Origin of the sequence: Streptomyces sp. TP-A0356, assembly GCF_001417775.1 — a bacterium.
Taxonomy (GTDB): domain Bacteria; phylum Actinomycetota; class Actinomycetes; order Streptomycetales; family Streptomycetaceae; genus Streptomyces.
In genome coordinates this window covers 22,721-39,313 of sequence record NZ_BBZJ01000014.1, presented here as the reverse complement: position 1 = coordinate 39,313, position 16,593 = coordinate 22,721, and the positions used below count along the sequence as shown (strand labels likewise).

Below are 16,593 nucleotides of genomic sequence, written 5' to 3'. Positions count from 1 at the left end.
AAGGGCAACCTTGCTAGGGAAGGTTCCTGGCCATCACGATCCGCTGGACCTGATTCGTGCCTTCATAGATCTGCGTGATCTTCGCGTCGCGCATCATGCGCTCGACCGGGTAGTCACGGGTGTAGCCGTACCCGCCGAGGAGCTGGACGGCGTCCGTGGTGACCTCCATCGCCACGTCCGAGGCGAAGCACTTGGCCGCGGCGCCCTGGAAGGTCAGGTCGCTGTCGCCCCGCTCGGACTTGGCGGCTGCCGTGTACGTCAGCTGACGGGCCGCCTCGATCTTCATCGCCATGTCGGCCAGCATGAACTGGATGCCCTGGAAGTCGGCGATCGGCTTGCCGAACTGCTTGCGCTCCCGGACGTAGTTCTTGGCGTAGTCGAAGGCGCCCTGGGCGACGCCGAGGGCCTGGGCGGCGATGGTGATGCGGGTGTGGTCGAGGGTGCGCATCGCCGTGGCGAAGCCGGTGCCCTCCTCGCCGATCATGCGGTCGGCCGGGATGCGCACGTTGTCGAAGTAGACCTCGCGGGTGGGGGAGCCCTTGATGCCGAGCTTCTTCTCCGGGGCGCCGAAGGAGACACCCGGGTCCGACTTCTCGACGACGAAGGCCGATATCCCCTTGGAGCGCTTGGCCGGGTCGGTCACCGCCATGACCGTGTAGTACTCGGAGACGCCCGCGTTGGTGATCCAGCGCTTCACGCCGTTGAGGACCCAGTGGTCGCCGTCGCGGACCGCCTTGGTCTTCATGCCGGCCGCGTCGGAGCCCGCCTCCGGCTCGGACAGGCAGTAGGAGAACATCGCGTCGCCCTTGGCCAGCGGCGCCAGGTACCTCTTCTTCAGCTCCTCGGAGCCGGAGAGGATCACCGGCAGCGAGCCGAGCTTGTTCACCGCCGGGATCAGGGAGGAGGACACGCACACGCGGGCCACCTCCTCGATCACGATGACCGTGGCGAGCGCGTCGGCGCCCGCGCCGTCGTACTCCTCGGGGACGTGCACCGCGTGCAGGTCGTTCGCGACGAGGGCCTCCAGGGCCTCCTGCGGGAAGCGGGCCTCCTCGTCCACCGCGGCGGCGTACGGCGCGATCTTCGCCTCGGCCAGCGAGCGGATGGCGTCACGGAGCATGTCGTGCTCCTCGGACGGGCGGTACAGGTCGAAGTCAGCCGATCCGGCCAAGGTCTCTCACGCTCCAAAGACACTGCTGTGCCGACGCTAATTACCGTTAAGTAACCCAAATTTTAGGGGTCCGCCCACGCGAGTGATACGTGAGCTTGACGACAGCGGGAAACCTGCCCGCCAAGGGCCCCGGCTATGCTCGGGCACCGATTCACCGCCGTCCCTCCTGGAGCACCCCATGAGCCTCAAGATCACCGTGATCGGCACCGGCTATCTCGGCGCCACACACGCCGCGGCCATGGCCGAGCTCGGGTTCGAGGTGCTGGGGCTCGACGTCGTGCCCGAGAAGATCGAGATGCTGCAGCGGGGCGAGGTCCCGATGTACGAGCCGGGTCTCGAGGAGCTGCTGCGCAAGCACGTCGCGGGCATCGAGGGCTCCAGCGGGCGGCTGCGCTTCACCATGGACTGGGCGGAGCTGGCCGACTTCGGTGACGTCCACTTCGTCTGCGTGAACACCCCGCAGAAGCACGGCGAGTACGCCTGCGACATGTCGTACGTCGACGCGGCGATCGCCTCCCTCGCGCCGCATCTGAAGGCCCCCGCACTCGTCGTCGGCAAGTCCACCGTGCCGGTGGGTTCCGCGGACCGGCTGGCCGCCTATCTCGCCGAGCACGCGCCCGTCGGCGAGGACGCCGAGCTGGCCTGGAACCCGGAGTTCCTGCGCGAGGGCTTCGCCGTCGAGGACACGCTGCGCCCCGACCGGATCGTCGTCGGAGTGCGCGGCGAGCGGGCCGAGAAGCTGCTGCGCGAGGTGTACGCGACCCCGGTCGCCGAGGGCACGCCCTTCGTCGTCACCGACTTCCCGACCGCCGAGCTGGTGAAGACCTCGGCGAACTCCTTCCTCGCCACCAAGATCTCCTTCATCAACGCGATGGCGGAGGTCTGTGAGGCCGCCGGTGGGGACGTGGCCAAGCTGGCCGAGGCCATCGGCTACGACGACCGGATCGGCAAGAAGTTCCTGCGGGCCGGCATCGGCTTCGGCGGCGGCTGTCTGCCGAAGGACATCCGGGCGTTCATGGCGCGCGCCGGTGAGCTGGGCGCCGACCAGGCGCTGACCTTCCTGCGCGAGATCGACTCCATCAACATGCGCCGCCGCGGCCAGATGGTCGAGATGGCGCGCGAGGCGCTGGGCGGCGGCTCGTTCCTCGGCAAGCGGGTCGCGGTGCTCGGCGCGAGCTTCAAGCCGGACTCCGACGACGTACGCGACTCGCCCGCGCTGAACGTGGCGGGCCAGATCCACCTCCAGGGCGGCCAGGTCACCGTCTACGACCCCAAGGGCATGGCGAACGCCCGACGGATCTTCCCGACGCTGGGGTACGCCGACACCGCCCTCGCGGCGGTCCGGGGCGCCGACGTGGTGCTGCACCTCACCGAGTGGCGTGAGTTCCGGGAGCTGGACCCGGCGGAGCTGGGCGAGGCCGTCGCCTCCCGTGTGGTCCTCGACGGCCGCAACGCGCTCGACCCGGAGCTGTGGCGCCGGGCGGGGTGGACCTACCGGGCGATGGGCCGTCCCACCGCGTAGGCCCTGGCACGGGGCATCGAGTGACGCCGGTCCGGCCGAGGCTCAGTCGGCCGGACCGGCGTCCAGTGGCATTCTGCACCACCGCTGTGACAGGCGAGCGGCAAGTGCCCAACTGTGCGCGTCGTACGGCTACTTCGCCCGGTACCGTCGCATCTTGGCGCGCGCTCCACATACCGACATCGAGCACCAGCGGCCCTTCCCGGCCGGGCTGCGGTCGTAGTACGCCCAGTGGCAGTCGGGCAGTTCACAGGCCTTGAGCCGCAGCCAGGTGCCCGCCGTCAGCGCCTCGGCGACGGCCGCCGCCACGCGGGACAGCAGGGGTCCCCCGTCGACGGGGGCGAGGGATGCCGAGCCGTCCCGCTCGTCGATGGCCACCAGCAGCGGTGCCCGCGCCAGCAGCTCGCCCAGGGGCGTCACCTCTCGGTGCGGGGGATGGCCCGCGTGCGCCAGGCAGGCGGCGCGCAGGGACTCCCGCAGCTCCCGGGCGCCCGCCAGGTCCCTCTCCGTGACACCGAACCGGGCGCGTCCCTCCGGGGTGTCCAGGCGGTCACGTCCCGACTCCAGGTCCACGGTGTTCACCAGGGCCTCCACCAGGGCGAGGCCACCGGGAGCGGGGGCTCTGTCCGTCATGTCTGCGACCTCATGCCCGTGACGTTATCTCTCGGGATATCGCTTGCGACGTTACTCCCAGGACGGGAGCATGGGGTAACGGTTACCGGTTACTCGGCCTTACAGGTAACTCAGACTCCGAGGAGGAAGTCATGGCTCTCGCCAAGCTGGACGTCGTCGTCCTGGACTGTCCCGACCCCCGCGCACTCGCCGGGTTCTACGCCGAGGTGCTCGGCGGCACGGTGGAGGGCGACGGCGAGTGGGTGGACCTCAAGGTGCCCGGCGGTCGGTCGCTGGCGTTCCAGGCCTCGCCCGGGCACGTACCGCCGAAGTGGCCGGCACCCGACGACTCGCAGCAGTTCCACCTGGACCTCGTGGTCGACGATCTCGACGCGGCCGAGCAGGGCGTCCTCGCGCTCGGTGCCAGGCCGCTGGACGCGGAGGACCGCTCGCGCTCCTTCCGGGTGTACGCGGACCCCGCGGGGCATCCGTTCTGCCTCTGCGCCTGCGCCGCCTGACCCTCCCGGGGCGTCCGGGGCACGTGAAGGGCCCCGCCACTAGAACCTAGGCTGCGGCGGGGCCCTGTCCGGTATGCGGACGTCCGGGGCTCAGTTCCCGGACACCGTCACCGTCTGGTCGTTCTTCAGCTCGTCCGTCAGCGTCTTGACCTTGCTCTTGTCCCACAGCAGGTTGCCGCCGCCGGTCGAGCCGGAGATCGGCATGTTCATGGACTTGCCGTTGCCGCCGCTGACGTCCTTCATCGACCAGAACATGTCGGCCAGGTCCCACAGGCTCATGCCCTTGTCGACGGTCAGGGAGTCCAGGCCCGCGCTCATCGTCGGGTAGAGCGTGAACGGGTTGAGGACGGTCGACGGCGTCGCCACCTGGTGGGCCAGCGCCGACAGGAACTTCTGCTGGTTCTTGGTGCGCTGGAGGTCGCTCGTGGCGAAGGCGTGCCGGGTGCGGACGAAGGCCAGGGCCTGGTTGCCGTTCAGCGTCTGGGTGCCCGCCTTGAAGTCGGCGCCCGAGTACTTGTCCTTGAAGCCCTTGTCGATGGTCAGCGTGACACCGCCGACCGCGTCCACGATGTTCGCGAAGCCGGCGAACCCGATCTCCGCGTAGTGGTCGATGTGCAGCCCGGTGTTGTACTCGATCGTGCGGACCAGCAGCTCGGGGCCGTCCTCCGAGTACGCGGCGTTCAGCTTCGTGCGGCGGCCCCGGCTCTGGTAGACCTTGCCGGACGTGGAGCCTTGGTAGCTCGGGATCTCCACGTCGGAGTCACGGGGCAGCGATATCAGCGTGGGCCCGTTGTCGCCGGTGTGCAGGATCATCATCGTGTCCGTGCGCTTGCCCTCGGCGGACCCCGTGTGCAGCTTCTGCTTGTCCGCCGCCGACAGGCCGGCGCGGCTGTCGGAGCCGACGATCAGGTAGTTCGTGCCCTTGCCCGCGGCCGGGCGGTCGATGACCTTGGACAGGTCGACATCGCGGTGGAGCTTGGAGTCGGCCCAGAAGTACGTGGCCACGGACGTCACCACCAGCACGGTGACCAGCGTGATCGCGGTCCACTTGAGTCTGCGGCGCCAGTTCGGCGCGGAGCGCGGGCCGTACGGTCCCGCACCACCCGGTCCCTGCGGGCCGCCTCCGGGCGCTCCGTAGACCTGGCCCGTGTTGTAGCCGCTGTCGTAGTCGTCGTACCCCTGCCCGTCCACGTACGTCGGCTGCTGGGGCACCCCACCGTACGGCGGTGCGGCCTGAGGGCCGCGCGGACCGCCGGGCCCGCGCCGGACCTGGCGCATCACGCGCGCGCCCTCGGGCTGCGCGCTGGTGCTGCCGCGTCCGTAGCGGTTGCCGCGGCTGTCGTCGGACCATCCCTCGGGCCAATCGTTCATGGGCCCCAGTGTGCAGGGTCCGACTGTGTCCCCCACAAGGGATGACGAGGAACGGGAGCAGGGCTGTTGCGAAGCTGACACAAAATCCCCGGAGAGCGCCCCCGGCATAGGGTGGAGGGCATGACAGACCAGGCCCCTGCTCCGGAATCAGAAATTCTGGGCGAAATTGCGGGTGATCTCCCCGGGAAGCCCACCTCCGCGTCCCGGACCACCCTCAGCCACATCATGACCCACAACGACACCAACCTGCTGGGCACGGTGCACGGCGGTGTGATCATGAAGCTCGTCGACGACGCCGCGGGCGCCGTGGCGGGCCGGCACTCCGGCGGCCCGGCCGTCACCGCGTCCATGGACGAGATGGTGTTCCTGGAGCCGGTCAGGGTCGGCGACCTCGTCCATGTGAAGGCCCAGGTCAACTGGACCGGGCGCACCTCGATGGAGGTCGGCGTCCGGGTTCTGGCCGAGCGCTGGAACGAGTCCACGCCCGCCACCCAGGTCGGCTCCGCGTACCTCGTCTTCGCCGCGGTCGACGCCGACGGCAAGCCGCGGGCGGTGCCGCCCATCATCCCGGAGACGGAGCGCGACAAGCGCCGCTACCAGGAGGCCCAGATCCGCCGCACCCACCGCCTGGCGCGCCGCCGCGCGATCAGGGAACTGCGGGAGAAGAGGGCGGCGGAGGGCTACCAGGACTGAGGCGCGCGGATTGCACGGCCAGCGATGTGCCGGGTGCGTCACACCCTGGACGAGTCGTTCCGATGTGAGATCCCTGATCGCCTACGCCCACTGATCACATGAAGGAACTACGGGCACACCACCTGGTCCCCGGTCACCACGGCCTGCTGTGACCCCGGCCCCGGCGGTGCCTGCGGCTGGGCCGCCTTCACCCGGTGCACCTCACGGAAGTCGGTGCCCGCGATCACCCTCAGCGTCGGCCCCTGGCCCGGCGCGGCGCGTAGTTCGCTGCCCGGCAGGGCCACCGCGAGTGCCTTCGCCGAGCGCTCCCAGCGTGGGTCGTAGAACACGACCGTGCGCCGCACCGACCGGTCCGCCGCGTTCACCGGCCGCCGCGTCGTGCGGAACCCGGTGGACGCGAGACCGTCGTCAACCCGTCTGCCGAGTCCCTCCGTGGCCGTCCCGTTCTCGACCTGCACCCGGATCTGCTGGGGGTCCGCGTCCACGCGCGCCGCGGCCGGGCCCTTCTCCTTCGGCCGGGGCGGGGCGAGCGGCTTGTCGTCGCGCAGGGCCTGGAAGAGCGCCTGTGCCTTCGCCTCGTCCCATTTCACCGTCGAGCCGAGGCCCTTGACCTCGTAGGTCATCTGCCCGATCGGCACGGTCGTGAACTCGGAGGAGCGGGGCGAGAAGTTCCGCATGCCGCGGCCCAGGTCGAGCAGCTGGTCCGTCCCGAAGCCCTGGTCCGCACGCACCGACCCGAGCACGGACCGGGCCATGTCCCGGACCTTCAGCGGGTTCAGCAGCACCCCCGAGGACGTCGCCCGGTCGATCAGCGCCGCCACGAACTTCTGCTGCCGCTGCATCCGGCCCAGGTCGGAGGCCCCGTCCACATGCCGGGACCGTACGTACTGCAGCGCCTGCCCGCCGCCCAGCTGATGCGTGCCCGCGGTCAGGTCGAGCCCGGTGTACGCGTCCTTGAGCGGCTGCGTGGTGCACACCCGGACACCGCCGAGCACGTCCACCGTCCTCATGAAGCTGACGAAGTCGACCTCCAGATAGTGGTCGATCTTGAGGCGGGTCATGTTCTCGACCGTGCGCACGGTCAGGTTCGGTCCGCCCTCCGCGTACGCCGCGTTCAGCCTGATCGGATGGGTGCCGTGCTGCCGCCCGCTCGTCGGGTCGCTGTGCGCCGGCACCTCCGCGTACGAGTCACGCGGCAGGCTGACCACGGTCGCCCGATTCCAGTCCGCGGAGATGTGCACGATCATGATCGTGTCCGTGCAGTGGCAGGGGGCGCCGCCCAGGCGGAACCTCCGCCGCTCCGCCTCGGTGATCCTGTCGCGGCCGTCGGTGCCGACCAGCAGGACGTTCATGCCGTGGCCCGCCGCGGGGCGGTCCTTCATGTCCTTGAAGGGGTCGACCCGGGCGATGCCCTCGTCGAGGCTGGTGAGCACCGCGTGCCCGATGCCGGCCGAGGCGAGGACCACCACGGAGACCGCGGTGATCGCCCGCCCGGCCCAGCCCGGCTTCTTCCGTCGCACGGGCGGCCGCCGGGCGGGGGAACGGCGGGCCGGCTGACGGCGTGCGGGCGGGCGGGTCGGCGTGGGCACGGGGGAGACCTCCGTGGGGCTGGGCATGGATCCGCGAGCACCGTAGGCCGATACGATCCGTGCCCCTCGGCGGCACCCGGGCGGCGCGCATCGGTGTCCCCCGTTCGCGGTAACGTGAGCCCCCTATGAACGCCAAGCCCGACGTGCAGCTCCCCGCCGTGTCCGTGATCATGCCCGTCCTCGACGAGGAGCGGCATCTGCGGGGAGCCGTCCAAGCGATCCTGGCCCAGGACTACGCCGGTGAGATGGAGGTCGTGATCGCCCTCGGTCCGTCCACGGACCGCACGGACGAGATCGCGGCCGAGCTGGTGCGCGAGGACCCGCGCGTGCACACGGTGCCGAACCCGACGGGCCGCACGCCCGCCGCGCTCAACGCCGCGATCAAGGCGTCCCGCCACCCGATCGTGGTCCGCGTCGACGGCCACGGCATGCTCTCGCCGAACTACATCGCGACCGCCGTACGCCTCCTGGAGGAGACCGGCGCGCAGAACGTCGGCGGCATCATGCACGCCGAGGGCGAGAACGACTGGGAGCACGCCGTCGCCGCCGCCATGACCTCGAAGATCGGGGTCGGCAACGCCGCCTTCCACACGGGCGGCGAGGCCGGTCCGGCGGAGACGGTCTACCTCGGCGTGTTCCGCCGCGAGGCCCTGGAGCAGCAGGGCGGCTACAACGAGGAGTTCATACGCGCCCAGGACTGGGAGCTCAACTTCCGGATCCGGGAGGCGGGCGGCCTGATCTGGTTCTCGCCGGAGCTGAGGGTGTCCTACCGTCCCAGGCCGTCGGTGCGCGCTCTGGCCAAGCAGTACAAGGACTACGGGCGCTGGCGGCACGTCGTCGCCCGCTACCACGAGGGCTCCATCAACCTGCGCTACCTCGCCCCGCCGGCCGCGGTCTGCGCGATCGCGGCGGGCGTCGTGGTGGGCGCCGTGCTGACCCCGTGGGGTCTGGTGATCCCCGGCGGGTATCTCGCGGCGATCGTCCTGGGTTCGGTCCCCGCGGGCAAGGGCCTGCCGCCGAAGGCGCGTCTGCGGATCCCGGTCGCCCTCGCGACCATGCACATGGCGTGGGGCTGGGGCTTCCTGACCAGCCCGAGGTCGCTGGCGAAGAAGGTCATCGCGTCACGGCGGCCGGCGGTCGTCGCCGCCGACTGACAGCTCCGACGCGTCCACGAGGAGGTCGGGGCCCTCTCCGGGTGGAGAGGGCCCCGACGCGTACGGTCACCAGGTGAAGCTCGGATCCACCTGCATGCACTTCTTGTCCGCGCCGTTGAGTACGTTCGCGGTCGTCGGGGTCGCGTTGTCCTGCTTCGGCGCCTTGTAGTCGGTGCCCGACCGCCAGTCGGCGCCCACCACGAGGGTGACCCCCGAGACGTCCGTGGACTTCCGCACCGAACCGGCCGGCAGGCCCAGGGCCTTGGCGACCCGTTCGGCGTCCCCCTTCAGATCCGCGCTCGGGTAGCGGATCACCGTCCTGTCCTCGCTCAGCACCGTCGAGGAGTCGGCCCTGGCCTCGGTGAAGCCCTTGCCGACGAGGAACTGGGCCACCGTGCCCGCCCGGCCGCTCGCCGGCGCCAGCGTGGACGTGCGGGTGCCGTTCTGCACCTGCACAGCGATCTTGTCGTCGCTGTCCGTCGGGGCCGCCGCCGTCGCCTGGGGCGTGGGCTTCTTGTTCGTCGTGTCCTTGCCGTCCAGCGCGATGTCCGCGCGCACCAGACGGAACAGCTGCTCCGCGTCACCCTGCTTGGGCAGCACGCGCTCACCGGAGTACACGTACGGCATCGTCGTCATCGTGATGCGGTCCGTGGGCACCTTCTTCAGCTCGGTGCTCAGGTCGTAGAGCTTGGCGACCGTGCCGAGCTCCGTGTCGACGGTGAGCGCCGCCGTGGCCGTCTCGGCGAGCTTGCGCAGCTTGTCCGGGTTGCTCAGGGTGGCGTTGGCGCGCAGTTGGCGGACCATCGAGCTCATGTACTGGTGCTGGGCCTTCGTCCGGGCGATGTCGCTGCCGTCCTCGAACCCGTACCGCGTGCGCAGCCACTGCAGCGCCTGCTCGCCCTTGACGTAGGTGGTGCCCGCATTCAGCTTCAGCCCCGAGCCGTGCCCGGAGGAGGTGTGCGAGTAGATGTTCCTGTCCACGCACACCGGGACGCCGCCGATGGCGTCCGCCATCGACACCACGCCCGCGAAGTCGACCATCATGAAGTGGTCGATGTGGATGTCGGTGAGCTTCTCCCAGGTGGCGACCGTGCAGCCGGGGCCGCCGCGGCGCAGCGAGTCGTTCGCCATCGCCTGCGTCGACGCGTGGTAGACGCGCCCGGTCTTCGGGTCGGTGCACTTGGGGATCTGCAGCAGGGTGTCGCGCGGCACGCTGACCACCGACATGTTGGTGCGGTCCGCCGAGACGTGCACCAGCATCTGCACGTCGGCGTTCGGCGGCCCCCCGAAGGTGTCCCTTGCGCCGCCGAGCTTCTGGTTCTCCGCGGAGTCCCGCGCGTCCGACCCGATGAGAAGGATGTTCAGCGGGGTCTGGCCCGCCGCGTTCGGCTTCGACTGGGCCGCCCGGTCCTTGGCGTCCCCGATGTTGAGGTCGTCCTTCTTCAGGTTGTCGTTCAGGTGCTGGTAGTAGAGGTATCCCGCACCGGCGGTGCCGAGTATGACGACCGCCAGGACCGTCGCCGACCAGCGCAGGGCGCGGCGTCTGCGGCGCGGGCGCTCCTCGGCCCCGCCGCCGTGGCCGGCTCCGCCACCGTCGCGGCCGTCTCCGCCCGGCTCGGACGGCGGACCCGCGTCGGCGTCCCGAACGTCATCGCCGTTCTGTTCGTAAAGACTGTCGTCCCAGCCCAGTTCACCGGCCCGCCGGACACGTGGTCCCGCCCCCTCTCCACGCACACTGCTCTGCCCCAAGTACCTGCCTCCCCACCCTGCACCCGTCGAACGGGTCCGTGCCGAGGTCCGGGAGGACGCCTTGTCGCGCCTCCGGAACCATCGCCCTGCGGCGGAGCGCGGCCCGCGCGCCCAACCGAATGTGTTCCGCGTCCAGTTGGACGCTCGACGCGCCCGGTGGGATGTACACCCACCGGGCGCGGTGCGTCCTGTAGGACGCGTGACGGGCGGCTCAGGTCACTTGGCGCACTGAACCTTGTCCGCCGTGTTCTTCGGGACGTCCGGCGCCTTGGCAGGTGTCGTCAGGGGAACTCCGGCTCCCTTGAAGTCCTTGCCGAGGGTCAGCACCATCGCGGGCAGGCCCTGGGCGTTCTTCTCGCTCTTGCCCGGCTTCATCGCCGACGCCGGCAACCCCATGATGTCCGCCAGCTTGCGTGCCTGGTCGGCCTGGTCCGCAGAGTACTCCAGGGTCGTGTTGCCGAGTCGGACGCCGGCGTTGCCCAGCTGGCTGGCCTTGAGGACGCCCTGCTTGATCTGCAGCCAGCTGAGAGTCTCCTGCGCGCTGCCTCCCGGTGCGCCGCCGTTGTAGATGTCGACGCGGATGTCCGAGGCGGCAGAGCGGGAGCCCTTGAGGCGGTCCGCCACGGCGGCCTTCTCCTGCTGCTTCTTCTGCTTGACCGCGGTGAAGGAGACGTCGCCCTTGATCGCTTCGAAGACCTGCGGGGCCGTCGACGGGTTGAGGACCACCGTCTTCTTGACCCCACCGTCCGCCGGGTTGTCCAGCACCGGCACCGTCGTGAACGTCAGGTTCTTGGGGTTGAGCTTGCCCAGCTCCAGCCCGAGATCCTTGAGCTTGCCGATGCTGTCGATCTTCGAGTCGACGGTCAGCGCCTTGGTGGCCGCCTCCGCCACGTCCAGCATCTTGGTCGGGTCGGTGAGGGTGGAGTTCGACTTCAGCTTGCGCATCAGCGCGCTGAGGAACTGCTGCTGGAGCTGAATACGGCTGAGGTCGCCGCCGAAGCCCACGGAGTGCCGGGTGCGCACGAAGGCCAGCGCCTGCTCGCCCTCGATGGTGTGCGTGCCCTTCGACAGCTTCAGGTGCGAGTCCCGGTCGTTGATGTCCTTGCCCAGACAGACCTCGACGCCGCCGACAGCCGACGTCAGCGTCTTGACCGCGTTGAAGTCGGCGACCATGAAGTCGTCCGGCGTGATGCCGGTCAGCTCGGTGACCGTGCGCATGGTGCAGCTCGGCGTACGGCCGTCCTGGCCGAGGCTCGTGTTGAATCGGGTCTTCGGCGTGCCGGGGATGACCTTGGTGGTGCCGTCGGCCTGCTTCGTCGGGCAGTCCGGGACGTCGACGATCAGGTCGCGCGGGATGCTGAGCGCCGTCGCGTTCGAGCGGTCCCGTGACACGTGCAGAAGGATGTCGGTGTCCGCGTGGCCGACGCTGCCGGCGTCGCCATAGCCCGTGTTGCCCTTGCCGATGCGCCTGTCGGTGCCGATCAGCAGTATGTTGATCGGCTTGTCCTTCTGGAAGCCACCCGTACTCGCGCCGTCGTCCGAGACCGACGTGATGTTGTCGTTGAGGTGCTGGATGTAGAGGTAGGCGGCCGCGGAGACCGCGACCAGCACGAACGCCATGCCGCCGCCGGTCCACAACAGTATCTTCTTCGTCTTGCCCTTCTTGGGCTTCGTACGTCCCCGGCGCCTGCCCGGCGGTTCCTCGGGCGCGCCCCGGCGGCGCTGCCCCGGGAGGGTGTCCGGGACCGGTGCCGCTTCCTCCGGAGCCGGACCCCGCGGACCTGGCGCCTTGCGCGTGCCCTCCTGCGCGCTGCCGGCGGGAGCCCCCCGCCGCGGTCTCGGCACGGCCGGCTGCGGTGTGGAAGGGGCCAGTCGCAGTTCGTATTCGCCAGTGTCCGGGTTGAGTACCCACTGGTCTGCGGGGTCGATGTTGTCCGCCCGCCCACGGCCTTGCGCGTCCACGGTTGTCCGAATCCTCCGTCGGGGCCACGCGGCGCCTTCCCCCTTGAGGCGCTCGGGTCTATGCAACCAGTGCGTGCCCCAGGGCGGACCTCATGGGCGTGGCACCAGATCGCTCACACTATCCGCCCAGTTCAGCGTCAAGCGACGGCGGTGACAAATTCCACTCCCCTACAACTGGGCAATCCGCCCTATATCTCAGAGAGTTCTTAGGTCAGGTGTTCCCCGACTTGGCGCGGGCTTTACCCGCAGACGTCCTGTGCGGCCGTGTTCCCGCGGAAAGTGGGCGGCGGTTCGGGACTCCGCTCGGGTGCCCCGGGCTCAACGGGCCGCATTCCATCGGACTTTCCGTCGCCGTGCGACTCCACGCCGTCACCGCCGTCGGGCGCCGGGGCGCTCGGTTTTGTCGCCGATTCGGCCGGAACTTCCTTGGTGACCTCGACAGGCTGGTCCATGCGCAGCCGCGTGAAGAGTTTCTCCGCTGCGGGTTGCACGAGTTGGTCGCGATTGGTGTTGTTCGGGTACGGCGTGCGCGGGACCGTCAGGAACTGCACATGTTCGGTGGGAAGGTTGCGCAGGCCCCGCACGAGTTCGTAGAGTCCGCGCAGGCTCGCCAGAGCGGGGTCCGTGGTGAGGGACGAGGTGGCCGCGTCCAGCACGGGATACAACTTGACCGGATTCAGCAGGACGTCATTGCTGCGCACCTTGCTGACCAGCGCGCCGAGAAAGCGCTGCTGGCGCTCCATTCGCTCGGTGTCGCTGCCGTCGCCGAGGCTCTCGCGGGCGCGTACGTAGCCGAGCGCCTGTTCGCCGTCGAGCGTCACCCTGCCCGCGGGCAGCTTCAGCTTGGCGGCCTGGTCGTCGATCGGCTGCTTCAGGCACACCTGGACGCCGTCCAGCGCGTCGACCATCTTCTTGAACCCGCGGAAGTCGACGACCATGTGGTGGTCGATGCGGACGTTCGTCAGCTTCTCCACGGTCCGGATCGTGCAGGCGGAACCCCCCGCCGCGAAGGCGTAGTTGAACATCGTGAGTCCCGGCCGGGTGCGGCTGCCGTCCGGCCGGTGACAGGCCGGCACGTTCACCATGAGGTCGCGGGGGAGGGAGACGGCGGTGGCGCTGTGCCGGTTGGCCCCGAGGTGCAGCAGGATCGTGGTGTCGGACCGCTCGGTGCCGGAATCCCGCCCGTACTGGCCGTTGCCCTGACCCGACCGTGAGTCCGACCCGATGATCAGGATGTTCTGTGCGTCGCGCACGAGCGCCGTGGGTCGCTCCTTCTCGTACCGCGCGAGTTCGGAGGCGGCGTCGTTGTCCGCCGTGATGTTCCCGTTCAGCTTCTCGTACGCGGCCCACCCGGCCCCGGCGGCCCCGAGCACGAGCACGGCGAGTCCGAGCGCACAGCGGCGCGCCCAGCGCCGGTGCCGATGACGTCTGAGCCCGGGACCGGTGGGGGTGGCACCGAGGTCGGGGCCGTGGGGACGCGGGTCGCCTGCGGTGGTCACTGCCTGGGTCCACCCCCTTGCGGCGTACGAGCGTGTCGGGCTCTTACGACCATGGCCCGCGCCGGGGGCCGGAGGCGGCTGGTACTGGTCCGAACGGGGGACGGGAGGGGCGGCGCGCCCGGCAGGGGCGCGCTCTCGGGGCCGCGGGGAACGCGCGACAAGCCACGAACAGCCGCAGCCGAGGGGCCGCCCGCCCCCGGCGGCTTCTCAGCGAGCCGTGGCCGTCACCCGCTCACTCTCGATCCGCTTGGCGAGCGCGTCCTCACCGAGCTGCTCCAGATGACGGCAGAGCACCACCGAGCCCCCCGTGGCCAAGGGCGCGTACAGACCGGCGCTCACCCCCTCCCATGTGTCGTACGGCAACCCGGACAGCAATCGCGAACCGGGCCCCGTCAGGCCGAGGGCGGGCGCGGCCGCGCGGGCCCGCTCCACCACCTCCGCCCCCGTGTGCTCCGCCCCGGCGACGATCAGCGCCGCTTCCTCCGGGTCGACGGGCGCGTACGGCTGGAAGCGGTCGCCCTGGGTCGGCACCTCGACCGCGTAGTCGACGAATCCGTCCGGGGTCTGCGGGAAGCGGCCGCCGAGGGGGCGCAGGGCGAGGGCGACGCGCTCCCCGGAGCAGGCGCGCGCCGCGTCCAGGGTGTCGGGCCCGCTGACGACCAGGTCGGCGGTGCCCGCGTCGCCGCCGAGGTCCGCGACGACGCCCACGGACGAACATGCGAGCAGCCACACCGCCGTCTGCCAGTGCGCGGGCAGCAGCAGGGCGACCCGGTCGCCGGGCTCGGCGGCGAGGTCGCCCTGGAGGAGGTTGGCGGTCTTGGCCACCCAATTGGCGAAGGTGGCCACGGAGAGTTCGACGCGTTCGCCGGTGGCGTCGTCGTAGAAGGTCACCAGGGGGCGCGTGGGGTCCGCGGCGAGCGCGGAACGCAGCAGGTCGGCAGGGGTGCGGTCGGTGGCGTTCACGCGCGCAAGCGTACGCGGGAGGCTGCTGCGGCGGACCAACAAGTACCGCTGCGCGCAGGCCCCTTCCGTCATCCGTGGTATCTACCGCTACCACGTCGTGAGCAGCGGCCGGCGTGACATCACCTACAACTTCGTCGTCGACAAGTGCGGAAACATCTAGGCCGCGCCGGGGGCGTGGAGAAGCCCGTGATGGGCGCGACCCGGCCACTACGGCGTGGATCCGCGCGGCAGAACATACCTGGAGTCCGCGGGTGGACTGCCCGGGGGAGGCGGCTGTACGGCATGGCAGACTCGGGTCGGTCCGCTCCGCCGCGGCCCGGTTGCAGGGTCGCTGAGGAGGGGGTTCACCGGACGAAGTCACGCGAACCACCCCCATGTCGTCGTACGGTGATCGGCATCACACCGCACGACGACCCGCATGACGCCGTACGAGTCACCGCACGAAGGTGTGCGGGGGGATCCCCACCCAGCCGTCGAAGGACATCCCACTGTCATCGAAGGCGCCTCTCACGATCCTCATAACGCCTTTAGCGGTCCTCATAACACGGTCTGCGTACACTGGCCCGCCGATTGACAGTTCGGCCGGTCCCGGCAGGAAGCAGAGACGACAGGTGACAGAAGCGATCCTCCTGGTCGGCGGCAGAGGCACCCGACTGCGCCCGCTCACGGTGCACACCCCGAAGCCCATGGTCCCCGCGGCCGGGGTGCCCTTCCTCACACACCAGCTCGCGCGGGCGAAGGCGGCGGGGGTGGAGCACATCGTGCTCGCCACCTCCTATCTGGCGGAGGTCTTCGAGCCGTACTTCGGCGACGGCTCGGCCCTCGGCCTCCGTCTGGAGTACGTGACGGAGGAGGAGCCGCTCGGTACGGGCGGCGCCATCCGCAACGTGGCGAGCCGCCTCCACTCGGGCCCCGACGAGCCCGTCCTCATCTTCAACGGGGACATCCTCACAGGGCTGGACATCCGTGCCCTCGTGCGCACCCACGAGTCGACGGGTGCCGACGTCTCCCTCCACCTCACCAAGGTGACGGACCCGAGGGCGTACGGCCTGGTCCCCACGGACGAGACCGGCCGGGTGACGGCGTTCCTGGAGAAGCCGCAGACGCCCGAGGAGATCGTCACCGACCAGATCAACGCCGGGGCGTACGTCTTCCGCCGCTCGGTGATCGACACCATCCCGGTGGGCCGCCCGGTCTCGGTGGAGCGGGAGACCTTCCCGGACCTCCTGGCGGCCGGAGCCCATCTGCAGGGCATGGTGGACTCGACGTACTGGCTGGACCTGGGCACCCCGGCGGCCTTCGTGCGCGGCTCGGCGGACCTGGTCCTGGGACGCGCGCCGTCCCCCGCGGTGCCCGGCCGCTGCGGCGACCGCCTCGTCCTGCCGACGGCATCGGTCGCCACGGACGCGAAGCTGACGGGCGGCACGGTGGTGGGAGAGGGCGCGTTCGTCGGCGAGGGCGCCCGGATCTCCGGCAGCACGCTGCTCTCCGGCGCGGTCGTGGAGCCCGGCGCGGTCATCACCGACTCCCTGATCGGCGCACGCTCCCGCATCGGTGAACGCTCGATCCTGACGGGCGCGGTCGTCGGCGACGGTGCGGTGGTCGGCGCGGACAACGAACTCCGCGACGGAGTCCGGGTCTGGTGCGACGCCAGGATCCCGGCGGGCGCGGTCCGCTTCTCGTCGGACCAGTAGGAACCGGGTCGGCGAGACCCACTCTCACGCCGGGTGCCCACGCACCCAAGGGGCACCCGGCGTCGCGTGAAGGGGCACCCGGCGCCCGTGAAAGGGCAC

General features: G+C 70.4%; 13 protein-coding genes and 1 pseudogene. 6 read left to right on the top strand and 8 right to left on the bottom strand.

Features of this window, described 5'->3' with window-relative positions; genetic code table 11:
- Nucleotides 1-13: 13 nt before the first annotated feature.
- Nucleotides 14-1,171, bottom strand: coding sequence for an acyl-CoA dehydrogenase (locus ASC56_RS06250; RefSeq protein ID WP_055490223.1), 1,158 nt, complete (start codon nt 1,169-1,171; stop codon nt 14-16).
- A gap of 178 nt (nt 1,172-1,349) precedes the next feature.
- Here ASC56_RS06250 and ASC56_RS06245 point away from each other — a divergent pair, with 178 nt between their 5' ends.
- On the top strand, nt 1,350-2,693 hold the full coding sequence (locus ASC56_RS06245; protein WP_055490222.1) for a UDP-glucose/GDP-mannose dehydrogenase family protein: 1,344 nt from the start codon (nt 1,350-1,352) through the stop codon (nt 2,691-2,693).
- A 129-nt stretch (nt 2,694-2,822) separates the two neighbouring features.
- On the opposite strand, the gene ASC56_RS06240 is transcribed toward ASC56_RS06245, so the two are convergent.
- A complete protein-coding gene (locus tag ASC56_RS06240) occupies nt 2,823-3,323 on the bottom strand; it encodes a CGNR zinc finger domain-containing protein (RefSeq protein ID WP_055490221.1) in 501 nt (166 codons plus the stop codon).
- A 131-nt stretch (nt 3,324-3,454) separates the two neighbouring features.
- On the opposite strand from ASC56_RS06240, the gene ASC56_RS06235 reads away from it, so the two are divergent.
- On the top strand, nt 3,455-3,820 hold the full coding sequence (locus ASC56_RS06235; protein WP_055490220.1) for a VOC family protein: 366 nt from the start codon (nt 3,455-3,457) through the stop codon (nt 3,818-3,820).
- A 90-nt stretch (nt 3,821-3,910) separates the two neighbouring features.
- Here the strand turns inward: ASC56_RS06235 and ASC56_RS06230 are convergent, their stop codons facing one another.
- Nucleotides 3,911-5,191, bottom strand: coding sequence for an LCP family protein (locus ASC56_RS06230; RefSeq protein ID WP_055490219.1), 1,281 nt, complete (start codon nt 5,189-5,191; stop codon nt 3,911-3,913).
- Between the two features lie 120 nt (nt 5,192-5,311).
- Here ASC56_RS06230 and ASC56_RS06225 point away from each other — a divergent pair, with 120 nt between their 5' ends.
- Nucleotides 5,312-5,884, top strand: a complete 573-nt coding sequence (locus tag ASC56_RS06225; RefSeq protein WP_055490619.1) for an acyl-CoA thioesterase — start codon at nt 5,312-5,314, stop codon at nt 5,882-5,884.
- Nucleotides 5,885-5,991: 107 nt separating this feature from the next.
- Here the strand turns inward: ASC56_RS06225 and ASC56_RS06220 are convergent, their stop codons facing one another.
- Entirely contained in the window at nt 5,992-7,500 is a 1,509-nt protein-coding gene (locus tag ASC56_RS06220; RefSeq protein ID WP_079102322.1) for an LCP family protein, read from the bottom strand.
- Nucleotides 7,501-7,598: 98 nt separating this feature from the next.
- On the opposite strand from ASC56_RS06220, the gene ASC56_RS06215 reads away from it, so the two are divergent.
- Nucleotides 7,599-8,627 (top strand): glycosyltransferase family 2 protein, encoded by a 1,029-nt coding sequence (locus ASC56_RS06215; RefSeq protein WP_055490218.1) that lies wholly within the window; start codon nt 7,599-7,601, stop codon nt 8,625-8,627.
- Between the two features lie 66 nt (nt 8,628-8,693).
- Here ASC56_RS06215 and ASC56_RS06210 read toward each other — a convergent pair whose 3' ends face one another.
- The 4 genes from ASC56_RS06210 to ASC56_RS06195 form a co-directional block, all read right to left on the bottom strand.
- Nucleotides 8,694-10,376: an LCP family protein gene (locus tag ASC56_RS06210; RefSeq protein ID WP_055490217.1), complete on the bottom strand. Its 1,683-nt coding sequence runs from the start codon at nt 10,374-10,376 to the stop codon at nt 8,694-8,696.
- 216 nt (nt 10,377-10,592) lie between these two features.
- Complete coding sequence (locus tag ASC56_RS06205) at nt 10,593-12,338, bottom strand: LCP family protein (protein ID WP_055490216.1); 1,746 nt, start codon at nt 12,336-12,338, stop codon at nt 10,593-10,595.
- 239 nt (nt 12,339-12,577) lie between these two features.
- Complete coding sequence (locus ASC56_RS06200; RefSeq protein WP_055490215.1) at nt 12,578-13,837, bottom strand: LCP family protein; 1,260 nt, start codon at nt 13,835-13,837, stop codon at nt 12,578-12,580.
- A gap of 207 nt (nt 13,838-14,044) precedes the next feature.
- A complete protein-coding gene (locus ASC56_RS06195) occupies nt 14,045-14,800 on the bottom strand; it encodes a TIGR03089 family protein (protein WP_055490214.1) in 756 nt (251 codons plus the stop codon).
- Between the two features lie 37 nt (nt 14,801-14,837).
- Here ASC56_RS06195 and ASC56_RS43055 point away from each other — a divergent pair.
- Nucleotides 14,838-14,998, top strand: a pseudogene (locus tag ASC56_RS43055) (N-acetylmuramoyl-L-alanine amidase); the annotation flags it as partial.
- Nucleotides 14,999-15,411: 413 nt separating this feature from the next.
- Nucleotides 15,412-16,494 carry an NDP-sugar synthase gene (locus ASC56_RS06190; RefSeq protein WP_055490213.1) on the top strand — a complete coding sequence of 361 codons (1,083 nt, stop codon included), beginning with the start codon at nt 15,412-15,414 and terminating at the stop codon, nt 16,492-16,494.
- Nucleotides 16,495-16,593 lie beyond the last annotated feature (99 nt).